Source organism: Paenibacillus sp. V4I7 (assembly GCF_030817275.1).
In the GTDB taxonomy this organism is placed as follows: Bacteria; Bacillota; Bacilli; order Paenibacillales; family NBRC-103111; genus Paenibacillus_E.
On record NZ_JAUSZD010000002.1, the window covers coordinates 5,459,061 to 5,477,517 of the forward strand.

Consider the following 18,457-nt stretch of genomic DNA (forward strand, 5'->3'; position numbering starts at 1 on the left):
TTCCATTTGCATGAGACACTATACATCATTTACCATAGAGGGAGAGTATGAAACCAATCAAGACGGACGGTGAAGCCCTTATCATGAACGGTAGAAAACGAATCAAACGTACAACACTCCTAATTATAGGAGTAGTCCTGTTATGGGGGGCAGTCGCTATTTGGAATGAAGCACAAAAAAATGAATCAGGTGTAACCTCACCGCGGTCAACCTCAGCCTCATATCCATCTCCATCTCAGAAAAGTCACCAAACATCCATGAATTATGTAACAAATGGATATAAAATGAGCTCTCCCTAGCTTTATAATTTGACTGTAGCCACAGAAATGATATAGTCAGAAGTAGATGAAATATTCTCATACTATCCAGGGAAACCGATATATATTTGAAAAGGCAAATGCAAAGCTTACGATACCAGTTTTCTTGCGAAAACTATAAACGGAGAGACTTTGAGCAAGCTCAAAGATCCCAAAGCAGAGAGACTTTGAGCAAGCTCAAAGATCCCAAAGCAGAGAGACTTTGAGCAAGCTCAAAGATCCCAAAGCAGAGAGACTTTGAGCAAGCTCAAAGATCCCAAAGCAGAGAGACTTTGAGCAAGCTCAAAGATCCCAAAGCAGAGAGACTTTGAGCAAGCTCAAAGATCCCTATATTAGGAGGGGAACAGCATGAATGTGGCAGAACTTCAATTAATTCAATTATCCAGACGGGGCGACCGCAACGCTTTCGTGGAGCTAGTCGAGTTATACCGTAACAAAATACAGAAACTTGCTTTTCGTATGCTGCATAACAGGCCTGATTCAGAGGACATTGTTCAAGAAACATTCATTCGTGTTTATTTGAACTTAAACCACTTTGATGAAAGCCAGAACTTCTCTACTTGGATTTATCGAATTGGTAAAAATGTCGCCATTGACTTGCTGCGCAAAAAAAGGCCTGTTCAATCCTTAGATGCCGAGTTGAACGATTATGACGATGATTACAGCTACTACAGTAAGCTTGCAAGTCAAGATCAGTCTCCTGAGCACGTTGTTCTCCAAACAGAAGTTCAAGAGCATATGCATACATCCATTAATAAATTAGCTGACAAATATAGAAGTATCATTACGTTATACTATCTGGAAGAGCTCTCCCTTCAGGAAATAAGCGATAAACTGAACTTACCGATTACAACAGTGAAAACTCGTTTACATCGCGGACGTGAACTGCTTCGCAAAAAATGGGGTATGAATTTTGTTGTCGGTTTAATGACCTTTTTCACATTGGGTATGATTGCCTAATCCTTAGCATAACGAAACTAAGAAGCCTCCTAATCCACAAATCCTGTGGTTTAGGAGGCTTCTTCTTCATTTTCAGAAATTAATCCAAGGTGCGTTTTGCTTAGCATCCTGCTTTTCAGAAGCCCTCTGCTGCCGTTTCAAGAAAGCATTGAGTGCTCCTGTACCTGACAATTTCACTTTTTTTGAAGAACTGTCGCTGCTTGACCGATCTGCCTTTTTATCAGAACGGATGTCAATTTCAACGATTTCTTCTGTATCAGTCTCTTTCGCAAGCTCATGCGTATGGACTTGCGGCATAAGAGGCGACTCATAAGGAGCTTGGTAATGAGCTCCTGCATAAGGAATACCATAAGGAGCCTGCTGGTAGTCATATGGATTATGTGCAGTCTGTTGCATGTCATAAGGAGCCTGCTGGTAGTCATACGGATTATGTGCAGTCTGTTGCATGTCATAGGGAGAAGCTGGTGGATATATCCCAGGAATTGTAGGAAAGCCATGCTGATAACCATCCCACGGACTTTCAACTGTTCCGGTTGGATAACCCGCCGGGAATGTCGTCCACGGCTGTTCGATCATCGATTGGCCTCCGCAGCCACAACCATCATGACTCATTGGATAGGAGGTTTGCTCTGCATGATGTGGAAATTGTTCATATGGTGACTGCTGATACGGTGAATAAGCTGGATATGTTGGCACTTCTTGTTGCTCGGAACCTGGATAGGAAAATACCTCAGTCGCTTTAATGTGAAACTGCTGGAAAGGATGAACCGCTTGCTGCTCGTAAGGTGCATTGAGACCAATAACCCCAGGCTCAGGTGTAGGAATGACTGGCGCAGATGCCATTGGCGAAGGTACGAACGGTTGCTCAGCCAACGGCATTGATTCTACATAGGGCGCTGACGGCGCTGATGGCACTGACGGCATTTGACTTATCGGTTCTTCTGCAATAGGCATAAATGGTTGCTGATATGAATCTGCAACAGCCCATGGCTGAGCTGATGGGACTTGCGCAAATGGCTCTGTTGATGGTTTAGACATCGATAATGGCTTAATTCCTACCTGCTCATGATGCATCTTGGGCACATATACAATTTCTCCTGTCATAAGTACATTGGGGTTCTTCAGATGTGGATTCGCTTTAATCATCTCTTGAAGGGATACATCCCAAGCCTTACCAAGCTTCCATAAGCTATCTCCCTGCTGGACAACATGTTTATAGACGTAATCTGAAGCAGGTGGATCTACTGGCTTCGGTTTGGAAGGTATTTTCACCTTCATACCGACGTCAAGATGATCCGGTTGTTCAATTTGCGGGTTAAGCGCGATGACTTGGTCCAATGTGGTTTGATATTTTTTTGCAAGCTCGTACAGGGTATCGCCCTTTTTGACAATGTGGATTTTCAACACCATACCTCCTTAGAGTTTTCGTTAGAAAACTTACTTCGTAAGCATAAACTCGAGTTTTCGTTAGAAATCTTGCCTTTGTAAGCATAATCTCGAGTTCTCGCAAGAAAACTTGCTTCGTAAGCATTCGCTTAGTCACAATGATATTACAGTTTATGCAGGTTCCTAGGCTTTTGCCCCTTTTGGACAAAAAAAATCCCTCGCGTAATGAACGCAAGGGAAGTATGGTATTAACTTGTGTACGAATAACTCGGATAACAACCCAAAATTCGAACCTGACAACCAATCGCTTCAATTTCTTGAATGGCAGATGGCAGGAGAACTGAATCCAGGGAACCAGCAATATCGATATAGAAATAATAAGTACCGAGCTTCTTCTTCGTCGGCTTAGATTCAATCTTCGAAAGATTAATTCTGCGCCACGCGAAGGCAGAGAGCACCTGATGCAGGGCACCTGGGTAATCTTCAGGCAAGGTGACAAGAATGGTTGTTTTCATGTCTTCCGAGGACTTCAGTTCTGACGCTTCGGTACCAACCAGCAAAAACCGGGTCATATTGTCTTTATGATCCTGAATTTCCCTTTGCAGCATAGGAACTTCGTAGTTTGTAGATGCAATAGCCGTTCCGATAGCAGCCACGGTCGGGTCCTGCAGCGTCGATACTATTCGTACTCCCTCTGCCGTGGAGCTTACTTGCTCAAACTCTGCTTCGCTCAAATACTGCTTCATAAATCTACTGCACTGTGCAGGGACGACCTGATGAGATAATACCTTACGAATATGTCCATATGGATTCGAAGCTTCCGTTTGTCCGTCAGGATTCGAATACCCAATGAGATTCATATCAATGGGAAAAACCCACTCCGCCCGAATGGGCAGATCAACCTCGTGAACGAGCCAGTCGACATGCAAATGAACGGAACCTTCAAGCGTATTTTCAATGGGAATGACACCTAATTCCGTTTCGCCTGACGCTGTCGCATTGAACACTTCAGAAATTAGCTTGTATGAAACGTAAGTAAAGTCTTCACCCAAAAAATGACGGGTAGCTTCTTCCGAAAAGGTACTTGGTCCTAGGATGGCAACCCGCTTCATGCAAGAACCTCCCCTTCAACGAAGGATAACAGATCCCCGTCACCTTCTTGCAGTAGAATTGCCGCCACGCCTTCTCCACTCGGCTTTAGCCATAGCGTTTGCGCTTCAATACCTTCCTTAGCAAGCGTATCCTTCAGGAATGCCTCCAGCTCCTCTTTCTGGCCGCTTCGTGCATCCACTAGCGCAAGCATCGTCGGTCCAGCTCCGCTAAGTGCAACCCCTAGCGCACCGTGGTTCTCCGCTTGCTCAAGCAGCGTCTTCATGCCGGGAATGAGCTCTGCACGGTAAGGCTGATGCAGCGCGTCCTTCATGGCATGGCGGATCATTCCCAAGTTGCAGGTAGCTAGCGCGGCAACAAGCAAGGAAGAATGGCTGAGGTTGAACACCGCATCCTTCATGGCTACTTGCTTCGGCATGACGCTTCTCGCCTTCTCAGTAGAAAGCTGGAATGCTGGTATCGCCACCAGCACTTCCAAATTAATGTCTGGCTCTATTCGAATAGATTCGGCTTTCTCACCGTCCCAGAATGCAACCACGATCCCGCCGAACAAGCTAGCCCCGACATTGTCTGGGTGCTTCTCCAGGCGGCTCGCGATTTGGAACAGCTCATACTGCGTGAGCTTGTTGCCGATTAGGGCATTGGCGCCGGCAAGCGCACCAACAATGGCTGACGCGCTGCTGCCTAGACCGCGTGTGAGTGGAATATCGCTATACATGGTAATGTCCAGCTCAGGGTGAGAAACGTCCGCCTGTTCAAATACCATTTGCGCGACTTTATAAATTAAATTGGACTTGTCCGTTGGAATTCCGTACATCTGATCACCGATTAAATGAATCGTCGTTTCATCCGAGATCGCCATGTCAATCCAGGCATATAAGTTCAAGGCCATCCCCAGTGAGTCAAAGCCAGGACCTAAGTTTGCCGTGCTTGCCGGAACTTTCACTCTTACCTTTTGCACTGCCTTATAACTCATTTCGAAATTGCGCCTCTTTTCAATAATTTAGCCTTCTACGCGATAAACGCTTTTGATGGCGTGAATAACATCCATAGATTCGAATTGTCTCAGCACATTTTTCATACTGGCTTGGTTCGCATCATGTGTGATAATAATAATTTCAGCCTTCGGATTGGACTGGTTCGGGTGCTGGAATACAGACTCCAAACTAACTTCGTGATGAGCAAAAATTTGTGTAATTTGTGCAAGTACGCCCGCTTTATCTTCAACGTGCAGAAGAATAAAGTTTTTGGAAGCAATCTGTTCGTCCGTCTTTAGCTTCATTTCTTTGTAAGGTGCCAGTACCGTACGTCCATTCACGCCCAGTCTCAAGTTACGCACAACGGCAACCAAATCCGCTACGACGGATGTTGCCGTCGGCAGTTCGCCTGCTCCAGCACCGTAGAACATTGTTTCGCCTACTGCCTCGCCTGTTACATACACAGCATTGAATACACCATTCACGGAAGCAAGCGGATGCGAGTTTTTCACCATTGTAGGTTGTACACTCACAGAGATATGACCATCATGATTTTCAGCAATTCCAAGCAGCTTCACTTCGTAGCCTAATTTTTTGCCATATTGAATATCTTCTTTAGATACTTTCGATATGCCTTTTACTTCTACATCACTCAGAGCAACATTGGCGTGAAAGCCAAGTGTCGATAAAATGGTCATCTTACGAGCTGCATCCAACCCCTCAACATCAGATGTTGGGTCTGCTTCTGCGTAGCCAAGATCCTGTGCTTCTTTCAAGACATCGGCATAAGCAGCGCCTTCTTGACTCATTTTGGTCAAAATGTAATTGGTTGTGCCGTTCACGATGCCCATAATCTTCGTAATACGGTCAGAGGAGAAGCCCTCTACGAGTGCACGAATGATCGGAATGCCGCCGGCAACACTAGCTTCGTAAAATACGTCGCAGCCGTGTTCAGCAGCTTTTGCCAAAATTTCAGCACCATGCATGGCCATAAGATCTTTATTCGCCGTCACGATGTGCTTGCCATTGCCTAGCGCAGTTAAAATATGCTCTTTGGTAGCAGCAATTCCGCCCATAACTTCAACGACAACATCAATCTCGCTATCGCCAATAACGTCCCATACTTGTTCAGTCAGTTTGTTTGCATCCACTGAGATGTTGCGAATCTTTGATTTATCTTGTACTAAAATTTTTGAAATTTCAATGGATGAGCCTGTTTGACGCTGCAAATCCTCTTGATGACCTTCGATAATGCGGACTACACCTGTTCCTACTGTACCTAATCCGAGTAAACCAACCTTGATGGGTTTCATGTATCTTACCTCCTGAATAGTTTTTCTAACTTAACTGCCCTGACCAATGACCATGGCACGCTTGACCCCTTCTTGCGCTTGAAGTCGATTAATCATTTGACGGATCTCCTCCCCCATCGAGGAGGTCTCTACGGAAATGACGACATTCGCCATACCCTGTAGAGGAATAGTCTGATGTATCGTTAATACATTCCCATCCAAATTAGCAATGAGAGCCAGCACACGAGACAGAATCCCGGACCGATGCTCCAAATCCATGGATATTGTGATAATGCGTTCTCGTTCCAGTTTGCTGAGAGGATGAATTCCATCCTTATACTTATAGAAAGCGCTGCGGCTGAGTCCGACTTGTTCAACGGCATCGTGAATTGTTTTTACTTCACCCCGTGCAAGCAATTCCTTAGCTTGAGCTGTCTTGAGTACTCCTTCTGGCAATATATCTTCCCGGACTAAGTAGTACCTCTCAGGACCGGTGTGCTTGATCGTTTGTAAAAACTCTTTGCTTTCCGGCACTTCACCACCGTCCTCTCTGGAAAGACCAATGTTCCTCTATAGAGGACATTATATCGAATCACACGGATTGAAGCAATAGGCAATTCACATCTTATTCTTTCATCTTTTGCAGCATCTAACTTCACTATGATAAGCTGATAGTACTAGATTAGAAAGGGATCGCCTCCATGATTACATTACGCATGATGTCTACGGCTCTCCTATGGAACAGCCAGAACGAATTACTAATGATGAAACGCTCCTTAACGCGTTCGCTATCACCAGGTTTATGGGCAGCTATTGGCGGTCACCTGGAGCCAAGTGAATTGAATAACCCGCGGGCAGCCTGTTTGCGCGAAGTGTGGGAGGAGACTGGCATTGAGCATGATGAAATCCAAGGGCTGCGCATGCAGTATGTCTTACTTCGATTAAATGGACAAGAAGTTCGCCAGCAATTTTTTTATATCGGAACGACGGATGTGAACCCGCGAATCGTCACACCCGAAGGGGATCTACATTGGATTCCAAAAGAACATGTGCTGGAACGCCCAATCCCTTTTATTTTTCGATGCTTGCTTGAACATTATTTCAGCGTAGGCCTTACTGGGTACCCCTGGGTAGGCTCAGCAGGAATTCAACTGGACACAGGTGAACCTACTATTCACTGGAACCCATTAGTAGATCCCTTGCAGACTTAATAAGAATAGCAAAAAAGGCAGACATCGATTTCTCGAGTTCTGCCTTTTTGTACGGCTCATATTATAACGCACTGCCTCCAAATAAGAAACGATACTCCCAGTGGCGATTGTCGATAGAATCTATCCGAACACCACCACTGTCTTTGGAGTATGTCGACAAGATTTGTCCATTTCCTAAGTAAATAGCCACGTGCGTAATGGTCTGTGTAGACTTATTAATACCGCTGTAATTCGATTGGCTTGTCCCTTTGTAAGACATGAAGAACATGAGATCTCCAGGCTTCAGATCCTGCCAATTTGTTTTGGCATGCCCGAGAGATTTCACATAACTCCCTTGACCTCTAGAATCACTTGGCAGCTTCTTTCCAATGCCATCCAAGAAAGCTTGCCGAACAAAGTCAGAGCAATCAAACGTTCTTGTATTATCACGACTTGATCCATATTCATAGGGCGTGCCTAGATACTTCTTACCCGCAGCAATAATTTTTTGAACATTTGCACTTGTTGAGCCTCCAGTACCACTGCCGGTGTTGGAATCGCCAGGCGATGTAACACCTGATGCTTGTATGTATTTGGCGCTTGTGCTTATGTAGCCCTCACGGCCATCAGAGGCTTTCACTTTGTACCACCAACTGTTCACTTTGGACAGGATGGTAACTTTCTCGCCTTCCTTCAAGTACCGGATACGCGTAGAATTCACATCCGCACTTTGGCGAAGACTGACACTGTTAATAATTCGACCAGTTGATGCAGCCGAAGCTTCTTTAGGTAAAGGAATTGTGACAGCGCCAAAGATAAGTGCTGGTACAAGTACGAGGGTCAGTAGTTGTTTTTTCATCATGTTGGCCTCCTAGTATTTTGGTTGCATAACGAGAATCATTAGCATGAATAACTAGCATCTTCTTCCGTTAAGCCAGACTACCTAGCTCCGAAAGCTGTTATCCTTCATACGTGTTCGTAATACAGGCTTTCTTTTAGTGGGTAGGAGCACAAATTAGTTGGCAATATACCTCTAATTCACTAGTAGATGGAAACAAAAAAAGCCTCCCCTTAGCTGAATTAAATACAGCACACAGGAAAGACCTTTATCCAATTTTGGCGGAGGAGTCACGTATTTTCGGATGATCCTGAAGCGTAAAGTGGTGACTCTGATCCACCCATCGCTGCATGACTTTTTGGGCTTCTTTTCTTTGCAGCAGCGAATCTGCTAGTTGAAAGCCTTCTTCATAACTGCCTACTTTATCAAACCAAGTCAATCGAAGTCCTGTATTAAAAATGACATGATCACGTTCACGCTTCAATTCCTCTGAATCTTCTCCAGCAATAATGCGCCGCACCATGGCAACCTGATCATCTTTACTTAAAGGCAGCAGGGGCTCACTCAGAAAACCAAATTTCTGCGGTTCAACCAAGCGCGATTCATCTCCCCAAGGGGTTACGATCCTTATTGTACTGTTCTGGTAGATTGGCAAATCCTCGGATCCTTCAATTCCATTGACAATATACACATTTTGAAAGCCAGATCGGATCGATATGGGAATCAGAGATTCCATCGCTTTTCGCTGATTGACGCCTATAATCATATTCATTGAACGTACGGGATTTATGACTTTCTCAACGGTATTCATCACTGTTCGCAATCCTAACTGCTCGCGAACCTGTTTCAGTTTCCCAAGCGGCGGACAAAGCTGATCTGTATGAAGAAACCCAATATGCAGGTGAAATAACATCGTTTCCCATGCTTTCACTGACACATCTATCGCGACGCCAAAGCTTTCTAATAGTTCTTTCATAGCGGTCCCCTGTCTCGGCGGAAGTGAATCACTTCCATGCAGTACCTGGGAGAAACCCACAGAAGCAAGCAAGAGGCTAACTGGCAGCGTGACGGGAAAATATTGCCGGCCTTCCGTTGGTCCCGCACAATTGAGTGAATCCGCAAAAGTATGGTAATTCAATGAGTAGCTGCGAAAAACATCAATGAATGCCATCAACTCTTCGTCAGCTTCCCCTTTCATACATAGGGCCATTAAGAAAGCTGCGCATTGAGCGTCTGTGGAATCTCCTCTAGCCATCTCATGTGCGGCTTCTACAGCTTCCTCATAAGATAAATCACGTGATCCTTGCATACCTGTTCCTATCGCTTGAATCCATCTTTTCATCAAATTCCTCCTTCCTCATGTAGTTGCACTTCAATGAGTGTTATATTTACTGACATATTATTGTGTTTATTAGTAAAATCGTAATCCTTTTCTTTTTATGTGTCAAGTTTTATGACATTAATTCGCATTCTAACGTAAAAAGGAAGGCTAAGGCCATAAAAAATACAACAATTCCAGCCAAAAACAGCTCTACGGCATGGAAAAGGGCTAAATTGTTGTACAACATACAACATCCTGAGCTTTTCAAGAAAGAAATCAATGAAATTGTTGTACACTGTACAACTTGCGTATCTAAATCCCCATTTCTTCCAAGAACCGGAAAACTGAAGTCAAAACAAAGAAATCAAAACACAGAAAAACTGCACAGAAAAACATAGTCATATTACCGAATCATTATTTTACCGACTCATTAAGCATGTATCCACCAATCTCACTCAGCTCAGCAAAATCCATAGCTTACCATGCTAAATAAGGAGTAAGCCCTGACTTGCCCCACAATTTCAACTTCTTAACGCAAAAAAAACACTCATCCTTAGGATAAGTGTTTCCCTTGTTCTAGTGCTTCTCATCAAATTCGAAGTCAAAATCACCAATTTGGATCGTCTGCCCATGGACAGCTCCACGTTTACGCAATTCATCATCAATCCCAATATTACGCAAAATACGAGCAAAGCGAGCGATGCCGTCCTGTGTGCTGAAGTTCGTTCGTTTAATCAACTTCTCAATTGAAGGACTTTCAACAATGAATACATCGTTTTCTCGACGAATCGTGTAATCATTCTCCTCGCGTTTCTCGAAGCGATACACTTTACGCTCTTCTTTATCAGCTACACCCTCTACTTCAGGAGCATTCGGGATACTTTCTACAATGTCTGAGATCTTGTAGAGAAGCTCCTGTACACCGCCTCGTGTCAAAGCAGAGATCGGATAAACCTCAAACTCTTTGCCATCTGCCGCCATCTGCTCCTTGAATAAGGCCAGATTGTCCTCTGATTCCGGCATATCCATCTTGTTGGCAACAACAATTTGCGGACGCTGCTCCAGCTTGGCATTATATAGCTTAATTTCCTCATTAATCTTGAGGAAATCTTCGTAAGGATCGCGGCCGTCTGCTGCAGACATGTCCACGACATGCACAATCACTCGCGTCCGTTCCACGTGACGCAAGAACTCATGACCGAGTCCCACGCCCTCGTGGGCCCCTTCAATAAGACCAGGAAGGTCCGCCATGACGAAGCTGCGTCCATCACCAACATCCACAACCCCGAGGTTCGGGGTAAGGGTTGTAAAGTGATACGCCGCAATTTTCGGTTTTGCGGCAGAGACAACCGACAATAGCGTGGATTTTCCAACGCTTGGGAAGCCTACTAAGCCGACGTCGGCCATGACCTTCATCTCAAGTACGACCCAACGCTCCACGCCTTCCTCGCCGTTCTCAGCAATTTCTGGCGCTGTTACGCGTGCTGTTGCGAAGCGTGTGTTGCCCCGGCCGCCGCGACCGCCCTTGGCCACAACAACCTCTTGACCATGACGCGTCAAGTCGGCGATAACCTCCCCAGTATCATCATCGATGATGGTTGTGCCCGGCGGGATGCGAACAACCATATCCTCTGCATTAGCGCCATGCATCGACTTGTTACGGCCCTTTTCGCCGCGCTCTGCTTTAAAGTGCTTCTGATAGCGGAAATCCATCAGTGTTCGTAGACCCTCGTCTACACGGAAAACAACATCGCCGCCATTTCCCCCGTCGCCACCTGCTGGTCCGCCCTCTGGTACATATTTCTCACGGCGGAAAGCAACTAAACCATCGCCACCGTCGCCACCTTTAACAAATATCTTCGCTTTATCAACAAACATTTCTACACCTCAACTAAGGAGAGACTTTGGTCTTGGACCAAAGATCCCTTTATTATGTACGAAACGGTAACCGCAATGTGATGACCGCTTCTTCCTCTTGCCAATCATTATGCACCAGTGAATAAGAATTTACTTTCGATAGTAAGGTTTCCTTCACGGCTTTTTCAAGTTGCTCCCGGTTATAGGGGCCTTGATATACAAAATCAAGCAGTAAGCCATCTTCTTGAACATCAAATTCCAAGCTGAGTGTACCACTTTCACCGTCACTTGCCGCAGCATGCTCTTGAACGCATTCCACGGTTTGGCGTACCAATCTTTCGATGAGGCCGTCATGCAGAGGAAGTTGTCCAAGATTGATTTCTTGATCTAATTCAACTTCCAGCTCCAATGATTTCGACTGGACGCGAAAGAGTAGCAAGAAAGCAATTAACGATGGAACACCTAACTTGGAGAGATTACTTTCCTGCTGCATAGTCATTTTTATTTTTTCCATATAAGGCTGTAAATTATCAAACTTCTTTAACTGAATATAACCAAACAAAATTTGGGTATCGTTCATCCAATCGTGACGTAAGCGATTTATGACCTGAATTAACCTCTGTTGAGCCTGTTGTTCCTGTTGACGGAGCTCTTGGCTCCATTTCTCTTCCAATCTACTCGCTTCCAACTTGAAGGCGGTATAACCGCAAAAGACTATGATCAGTAGTAAAGCGCCCCTGACAATCCAGGGTTCCACAAACATCATCCCCGTCAGTCCTATGAGCACAAGTGCTAATAAATAAACTTGCGTACTGCCCGCTCGCTTCATTTCCCGTTCGCTCCGTTCTCCTGCTTTGTAACCGTTCATCCAGTATATCATGATGTACTAGCAAACTTCACCAAACAAATGAGAAAACCTCTGCCCTTCGAGATGCGTGACCGCGTTTATTTAGATGAGAGACTTTGGTCTCCGACCAAAGATCCCTATATTAGGTTTGTTTCGAATTAGAAAAAAATCCCTGGGCGGGCTTATCGCTCGCCAGGGATTCATATTACGCTTCTAAAGCTGCAGCCACAGGAGCTACATCAACTGGGTATACGCTCACTTTTTTGCGATCGCGGCCCAAACGCTCGAATTTCACTACGCCTTGTACCAAAGCGAAAAGTGTATCATCCGAACCGATGCCTACGTTCGTTCCTGGGTGAATTTTCGTGCCGCGTTGGCGGTAGAGAATGCTTCCCGCAGTAACGGTTTGACCGTCAGCACGTTTAGCGCCAAGGCGCTTAGCGTGTGAGTCACGTCCGTTCTTTGTGGAACCCACCCCTTTTTTGGAAGCGAAAAACTGGAGATCCAATTTCAACATGGTGTTATCCTCCTTTGTGATAGATTGTTTCAATCGTTATATAGTCACCGTAATTGTCTGCAATGGTTTGTAGCATGACGACCATCGATTCTAGAATCAATTGGACCTTATTCCATGTCTCCGGAACAGATCGTGTACTTTCTGGTATTGTAACATCCATCAAGCCTCGTTCTATCTCGTGAATGGGAATCACGCCCGTTAGTGATTCAATCGAATTATAAGTACCGAACGTTACCGCCGATACTGCAGCGCAGACTAAGTCTTTGCCAGGTACGTCATATTCAGCATGGCCTTCCACTACAAAAGATGAGATCTGAGGTGAATCCGGTGCAAGACGCTCTATGGTCACATAGATCATAAGGCTGCCTCTTACGCTTGAATTTTCTCAACTACTACTCTTGTGTACGGTTGACGATGACCTTGCTTTTTGTGATAGTTCTTTTTCGGCTTGTACTTATAAACGATGACTTTAGCGCCTTTGCCGTGTTTTTCCACTTTCGCGGAAACTGAAGCACCAGCAACCAACGGAGCACCTACTACTAAGCCACTCTCTTTGGAAACCAAGAACACACGATCAAAAGAAACAACTTCACCTTCAGCTGCGTTCAATTTTTCGATGTAAAGAACATCGCCCTCTTGAACTTTGTACTGTTTACCACCTGTTTCAATAATTGCGTACATTTTCATTACCTCCTCATGTCTCAGACTCGCCTTGTCCAGGTGACGGTTAGGATCACATCCAAATCCGTGCTTAGACCCGATTCGTGCGGTTACAGCATGCCTAAACAACACACTCCGAGTATTATATCACAGAAACATTTTGTAATGCAATTATTATTTCCGCTTTCGCGTCATCTCAAGCAGGCCTAGCTTGGTCCAACCGACAATAATCGTTTTGGAGCGATCCTTACGCACGGCTTGTGTGATGTTCTCCATCACGGCTGCTCGATTCACTTCCGAACTCATGTCTATAAAATCAACAATAATAATGCCTCTTATATTACGAAGACGCAGAAGCCTTGGAATTTCACTGGCCGCTTCTCGATTAATATCGGTGACAGTCTGTTCTAAATCAATGGAGCCGGTATACCTTCCTGTATTCACATCAATCACGGTAAGTGCTTCGGTTTGATCAAATATTAAATATCCGCCGCTAGGCAGCCAAATTTTACGCCTAAAGCTCTGATTCAGCTCTTCCGTAACACCAAACTGATCAAACAACGGTATCTTGCGGTCATAATAAGCTACGCGTCCCCGCCAACTTGGCTGCTGTTTACGCAGTAACTGTTTCATCTCTTCGTACACTTTAACGTCATTTAGCCAAACTTCTTGAACGTCATCCGTTATGACATCTCGGGCTAATCTAGGAAGGAGATCAAGATCCTGATATAGCTGTGCTGGCGCATGTGCCTCTTCCATTTTGGACACGATGGCATACCATAATTCTCGTAAATTTTGCAAATCATCACGAATAGCTTCTTCGCTTTGACCAATAGCACCCGTTCGTATAATAACACCTTCACCAGGAAGCAAGCTGCCCTCGGCAAGCTGTTTGAGGCGCTGCCGTTCTGCGTCCAAATCAATTTTACGGGATATAGCAATATAATCGGCGTCTGGCATATAAACAATCCAGCGGCCAGGAATAGAAATATGTGTTGTTACTCTTGCACCTTTGGTTCCCTGCGGATCCTTCGTCACCTGCACCATCAGCGTCTGACCGACTTCGGCGAGCTCCGTTATTGAGGGTTTAATCTTAGGCTGCTTGTCCAAGTGGACGGGTAGGAGGTCGTCTATATATAGAAAGGCATTCTTCGCAAGACCGATATCGACGAATGCCGCCTGCATGCCGGTAAGGACGTTGACGATGCGACCCATGTAGATGCTGCCTGCTCTTTGAGAATCAAGCGGATACTGCGTATCATACTCAACAAGACGACTTTCTTCAAGCAATGCCGCTTGTGTAAGATCAGGTGCGCAGTGAATTATAAGTTGCTTCATACACGTTCACCTCAACAGTTATTTTACATGAAAAGATCGGAAACTGCACTCCCCGGTTTTTTTCCATCCAAATAACCGCTCACTAATTGCTGTTCCGGCAATACGGCTTGTATGCGCCCCGTTTCTCCTACGATATAGATTAAATGATATTTTTCCCGCATAAAAAGCTTCAGTGTTTCCGCCATAGTGCGATGTCTCGTAATGACAATCGGCTGTGCTAATGTCCCACGGCTCAATAGTTGACTCATACGGTTCCCGCGTCCAATAAGAAAGCGAAAAAAGTGGTAGGGAAGCTGCCGATAAGCATACCAGTTGGATACAAGCAAGAAAATACCGATGACTAATATATTGAGCGGGAGGTGTCCGCTGATCAGTTGGATAATGGCTATGACTATAATAGCCAGACTTAAGATCATACTGATCCATGCTGTATATAAAATCGTATTATGGTAGGACAATAAATACCCTAACAATGACTGCATCACTTTGCCACCATCGAGCGGCATGACGGGAATGAGATTAAATAAGCCAATCATCAAATTAGCTTCGATGAAGTAATCCCACCAACTGCTTGCGCCCACATCCACCCATTTCATTAAAAGTGCAACGAGAATCATCCATACGTGCTGAAGCGGCCCAGCTAGAGACACAATCAACTCTTCACGTGTCGGAGCCGTTCCAAGCTCATCAACGACCAAGACGCCTCCAAAAGGCAGAAGCTGTACTTCCCGCACCCTCCACCCAAAGCCGTTAGCAGCAGCCAAATGACCCATCTCGTGAACCAGTACGATGCCAAATAACGTAACAGCCTCCAGAAAGTAGCCTGTAATGGCAGAGCCAATCATAATGAGTGTAAATAAGGGGTGGAATCGATACGTAGTTCCGGCCCATTTAATCAAAGCTGATCACATCCGATGGATTAACGGGATGCCCATCCTTCGTAACGGCAAAGTACAGCGTTCCCTTCGCAGGATCCTTCTTGGAAGCCTTACCGATGGGTTCACCAACTTTCATCCAGTCTCCTACCTCGACATTGGCCTCGCTCAATCCGCCGTACAAAGATTGAAGACCTCCTGGATGGCGTATCACAATCGTTAGGCCCGTTTCTGCAGCTACACCGGAGAAAATGACCTGACCTGTATCCAATGCATAAACCGGTGCAAATTCAATGGTATTCAAATGAACTCCCAAGTGGGAAGTTCCATCATATCGCGTAAGAATACTTCCCTTTGCAGGAGAAAAAAAGGTGCGCTTGGAGGCATTCACTCTTATGGCCTCAGTTCCTTCTCGGTTGAAACTGGGAATGAACGAAGGTGACCCACCAAACTTATCGCTATACCAAGCTGACAGTGACGAGAAATCGTACGACTGTGTAAGCGAAGAGGTCACGATTTGCTTCCCTTGATTTGCCCAGGGCTGATTAAGCTGGAACATCCCGTACAGCGCTGCAAACAAAACACAGCTGATGAACAGCTTGACCGCAATCTTACTAGGAGAAGGCGGTGCTAACAACCCTCTTTCACCATCCCTCAGATAATCTCGCCCCACTAATGCTGTGTCATTTAATAATTTTTGCCGCCATGCGTACTCTGGATCCTCCATTCTTCGTTTCCATTCAGAATCCACATAGAGAGGTACTTCGGAATGATGATGTATGGGCAACGAATTCTCCCTAAATCGAGAGGGTCTCACCGGACTTCCACTCCCGTTAGAAAGATCAGACGTTTCGCGCAAATTGCGAAGTCGTTCTATCCTACGCTGTTTCACTTTATCTTTGACTTCCATGGAAGCCCCTCCCTATCGTTTACCTTTGTACAGCCTATGAGAAGAGGGACAAGATTATGTGGACAAAAAAAGCCCCTGACCAAGGTCAGGGGCACTGTAATTTATATATGTTTAGAAAAATTCAGGTTCACGTTCCTGATGCAGCTTTACGCTCATCACGAGGCCTAATGAAAGCATGTTAATCAGTAGAGAAGTTCCCCCATAACTGACGAATGGGAGAGTGATTCCCGTTAACGGCATGATACCAATCATCATCCCGACATTTTCAAAAATTTGAAAGACGAACATAGAAACCACACCTACCACAATATAAGCTCCACTAAGCTGAGTACTCTGGATCGAGATGAGGATCATGCGGTAAATGAGTAAAAAATAGATCAACAATAGAACCGCTGACCCGCGGAAACCGAATTCCTCACCAACAACGACGAAAATCGAATCGGAATACGCGAATGGAATGAAATTACTATGAACAGAAGTACCTTTCAGAAAACCTTCGCCTTCCAACCCTCCTGAACCGATCGCCCTTACTGCATTACGGACTTGATAATTATCATCATCAGACACATCTTGCGGATAAAGGAATGTATCGATACGATCCATCCAATGACTAAAACCATAACCCTTAAGCATATCAAACAAGGATTGATGGAAATAATTATATAATGTCAAGAACAAGAATCCAGCGCCTATGAGTACAACGGTGCTAAGTAAGACATGCGAATATTTAATATTACCAATCCAAATCATACCCAAAAGAATGATCACAAAAATGATCGCATTCCCTAGATCAGGTTGAATGAGGACCAAGATAAACGGGATCAACACAGCCACACCGACTGGGATAATATCATTCTTGATTTGCAGTAAATCGCCTTTACGTCTTGCCAACAGTGCAGTTACAGCCACGATTAGAATTAATTTCACTAACTCCGCTGGTTGAAAGGTTAAGCCGCCCGGGAGCTCAAACCAGCCACGCGCCCCATGAATTTTCGTCCCAAAAAAGTAGACTGCGACCAAAGAAACGATGCCGATACCATAAAGATAGGGAGCGATTCTGATTAGTACTCGATAATCAAATAAACTGCTTGCAACGAACGCTGCTAGACCAACACCATATAAGACGAGTATTTTCGTAATACTAACGTTAATTTTAGGATGATCAATAGATGCACTATATACAAGCATCGTACTAATGACCATAAAGGCAAACAAAATGACAACAATAGGAATATCTATGTTTTTAAGTTTGGCAAGCATTGGACGATCAACCTATTCCGATAAACTTTTTCATACGTTTGACCCAGCCGCTTTTGTCCTCCAACTGCATGAGAGGGACCGTGTCACCCAATATGCGACGAGCAATGTTGCGGTAAGCAATGGCTGCGCGCGAAGACGGATTCATCACGGTAGGTTCCCCTAAGTTGGCTGCTTTGATCACATGCTCGTCATCTGGAACTATCCCTAACAAATCTATGGCGAGTACCGAGCATATTTCATCAATATCCAGCATCTCGCCTTTCTTCATCATCAATGGACGAATGCGATTAATAACTAACTTAGGTGAGGAGATTTTCTCATTCTCTAGCAAACCGATAATGCGGTCAGCATCACGTACAGCCGCATTTTCCGGTGTGGTAACAACGATCGCTTTGTCTGCTCCGGCTACGGCATTCTTGAAGCCTTGTTCGATGCCTGCTGGACAGTCGATAATGACAAATTCAAAATCTTTTTTGAGCTCCAAAATAATATCCCTTACTTGTTCTGGCGATACAGAATGCTTATCCTTCGTTTGAGCAGCTGGCAAAAGATAAAGCTCATCAAAGCGCTTATCCTTAATTAATGCTTGCGGCAAACGGCAACGGCCTTCTGCAACATCCACAAGGTCGTAAATAATTCGGTTTTCCAGACCCATGACCACATCCAGATTGCGCAGTCCAATGTCGGTATCTACCATGCAAACTTTTTTCCCTAAAAGCGCTAGTGCCGTTCCAAGATTCGCAGATGTCGTTGTTTTACCAACGCCGCCTTTTCCTGAAGTGACGACGATTGCCTCTCCCAT

At 45.0% G+C, this 18,457-nt stretch carries 19 protein-coding genes and 1 other annotated feature; of the genes, 2 read left to right on the forward strand and 17 right to left on the reverse strand.

The annotated features are described in order from the left end of the window. Positions 1–665 precede the first annotated feature (665 nt). Positions 666–1,277 (forward strand): RNA polymerase sigma factor SigW, encoded by a 612-nt coding sequence (gene sigW, locus QFZ80_RS25495; protein ID WP_060648579.1) that lies wholly within the window; start codon positions 666–668, stop codon positions 1,275–1,277. Positions 1,278–1,349: 72 nt separating this feature from the next. Here sigW and QFZ80_RS25500 read toward each other — a convergent pair whose 3' ends face one another. The 5 genes from QFZ80_RS25500 to QFZ80_RS25520 form a co-directional block, all read right to left on the reverse strand. Continuing rightward, complete coding sequence (locus QFZ80_RS25500; protein WP_307561744.1) at positions 1,350–2,681, reverse strand: LysM peptidoglycan-binding domain-containing protein; 1,332 nt, start codon at positions 2,679–2,681, stop codon at positions 1,350–1,352. A gap of 230 nt (positions 2,682–2,911) precedes the next feature. Continuing rightward, a complete protein-coding gene (gene pheA, locus QFZ80_RS25505; RefSeq protein ID WP_307553247.1) occupies positions 2,912–3,775 on the reverse strand; it encodes a prephenate dehydratase in 864 nt (287 codons plus the stop codon). After that, complete coding sequence (thrB, locus tag QFZ80_RS25510) at positions 3,772–4,749, reverse strand: homoserine kinase (protein WP_307561745.1); 978 nt, start codon at positions 4,747–4,749, stop codon at positions 3,772–3,774. Before thrB ends, pheA begins: the two co-directional genes overlap by 4 nt. A gap of 27 nt (positions 4,750–4,776) precedes the next feature. Beyond that, on the reverse strand, positions 4,777–6,063 hold the full coding sequence (locus QFZ80_RS25515; protein WP_307561748.1) for a homoserine dehydrogenase: 1,287 nt from the start codon (positions 6,061–6,063) through the stop codon (positions 4,777–4,779). Positions 6,064–6,093: 30 nt separating this feature from the next. Beyond that, positions 6,094–6,576 (reverse strand): ACT domain-containing protein, encoded by a 483-nt coding sequence (locus tag QFZ80_RS25520; protein WP_307446599.1) that lies wholly within the window; start codon positions 6,574–6,576, stop codon positions 6,094–6,096. 167 nt (positions 6,577–6,743) lie between these two features. Between QFZ80_RS25520 and QFZ80_RS25525 the strand changes: the two genes are divergently transcribed. Beyond that, positions 6,744–7,253, forward strand: coding sequence for an NUDIX domain-containing protein (locus QFZ80_RS25525; RefSeq protein WP_307561750.1), 510 nt, complete (start codon positions 6,744–6,746; stop codon positions 7,251–7,253). Between the two features lie 61 nt (positions 7,254–7,314). On the opposite strand, the gene QFZ80_RS25530 is transcribed toward QFZ80_RS25525, so the two are convergent. The 12 genes from QFZ80_RS25530 to minD all read right to left on the reverse strand — a co-directional run bounded on the left by QFZ80_RS25530 (position 7,315) and on the right by minD (position 18,457). After that, positions 7,315–8,091, reverse strand: a complete 777-nt coding sequence (locus tag QFZ80_RS25530; protein ID WP_307555963.1) for a C40 family peptidase — start codon at positions 8,089–8,091, stop codon at positions 7,315–7,317. A gap of 247 nt (positions 8,092–8,338) precedes the next feature. Continuing rightward, positions 8,339–9,412 (reverse strand): anthranilate phosphoribosyltransferase, encoded by a 1,074-nt coding sequence (locus QFZ80_RS25535; protein ID WP_307553243.1) that lies wholly within the window; start codon positions 9,410–9,412, stop codon positions 8,339–8,341. A 555-nt stretch (positions 9,413–9,967) separates the two neighbouring features. Further along, positions 9,968–11,269: a GTPase ObgE gene (gene obgE / locus QFZ80_RS25540; protein ID WP_307553242.1), complete on the reverse strand. Its 1,302-nt coding sequence runs from the start codon at positions 11,267–11,269 to the stop codon at positions 9,968–9,970. Between the two features lie 52 nt (positions 11,270–11,321). Next, positions 11,322–12,077 carry a Spo0B domain-containing protein gene (locus tag QFZ80_RS25545; protein ID WP_307561752.1) on the reverse strand — a complete coding sequence of 252 codons (756 nt, stop codon included), beginning with the start codon at positions 12,075–12,077 and terminating at the stop codon, positions 11,322–11,324. A gap of 223 nt (positions 12,078–12,300) precedes the next feature. After that, entirely contained in the window at positions 12,301–12,612 is a 312-nt protein-coding gene (rpmA, locus tag QFZ80_RS25550) for a 50S ribosomal protein L27 (protein ID WP_307553240.1), read from the reverse strand. 4 nt (positions 12,613–12,616) lie between these two features. Continuing rightward, positions 12,617–12,970, reverse strand: coding sequence for a ribosomal-processing cysteine protease Prp (locus tag QFZ80_RS25555; protein ID WP_307553239.1), 354 nt, complete (start codon positions 12,968–12,970; stop codon positions 12,617–12,619). 11 nt (positions 12,971–12,981) lie between these two features. Continuing rightward, positions 12,982–13,293, reverse strand: a complete 312-nt coding sequence (gene rplU, locus QFZ80_RS25560; protein WP_029194673.1) for a 50S ribosomal protein L21 — start codon at positions 13,291–13,293, stop codon at positions 12,982–12,984. A 12-nt stretch (positions 13,294–13,305) separates the two neighbouring features. Continuing rightward, positions 13,306–13,394 (reverse strand) — a sequence feature (ribosomal protein L21 leader region). 52 nt (positions 13,395–13,446) lie between these two features. Beyond that, positions 13,447–14,610 carry an Rne/Rng family ribonuclease gene (locus QFZ80_RS25565; RefSeq protein WP_307561754.1) on the reverse strand — a complete coding sequence of 388 codons (1,164 nt, stop codon included), beginning with the start codon at positions 14,608–14,610 and terminating at the stop codon, positions 13,447–13,449. A gap of 23 nt (positions 14,611–14,633) precedes the next feature. Next, positions 14,634–15,509: a M50 family metallopeptidase gene (locus QFZ80_RS25570; RefSeq protein ID WP_307561756.1), complete on the reverse strand. Its 876-nt coding sequence runs from the start codon at positions 15,507–15,509 to the stop codon at positions 14,634–14,636. Next, a complete protein-coding gene (locus QFZ80_RS25575) occupies positions 15,502–16,395 on the reverse strand; it encodes a M23 family metallopeptidase (protein WP_307553236.1) in 894 nt (297 codons plus the stop codon). The genes QFZ80_RS25570 and QFZ80_RS25575 overlap by 8 nt, the downstream gene beginning before the upstream one ends. 111 nt (positions 16,396–16,506) lie before the next feature. After that, positions 16,507–17,655, reverse strand: coding sequence for an FtsW/RodA/SpoVE family cell cycle protein (locus tag QFZ80_RS25580; protein ID WP_307553235.1), 1,149 nt, complete (start codon positions 17,653–17,655; stop codon positions 16,507–16,509). Between the two features lie 7 nt (positions 17,656–17,662). Next, complete coding sequence (gene minD / locus QFZ80_RS25585; RefSeq protein ID WP_307553234.1) at positions 17,663–18,457, reverse strand: septum site-determining protein MinD; 795 nt, start codon at positions 18,455–18,457, stop codon at positions 17,663–17,665.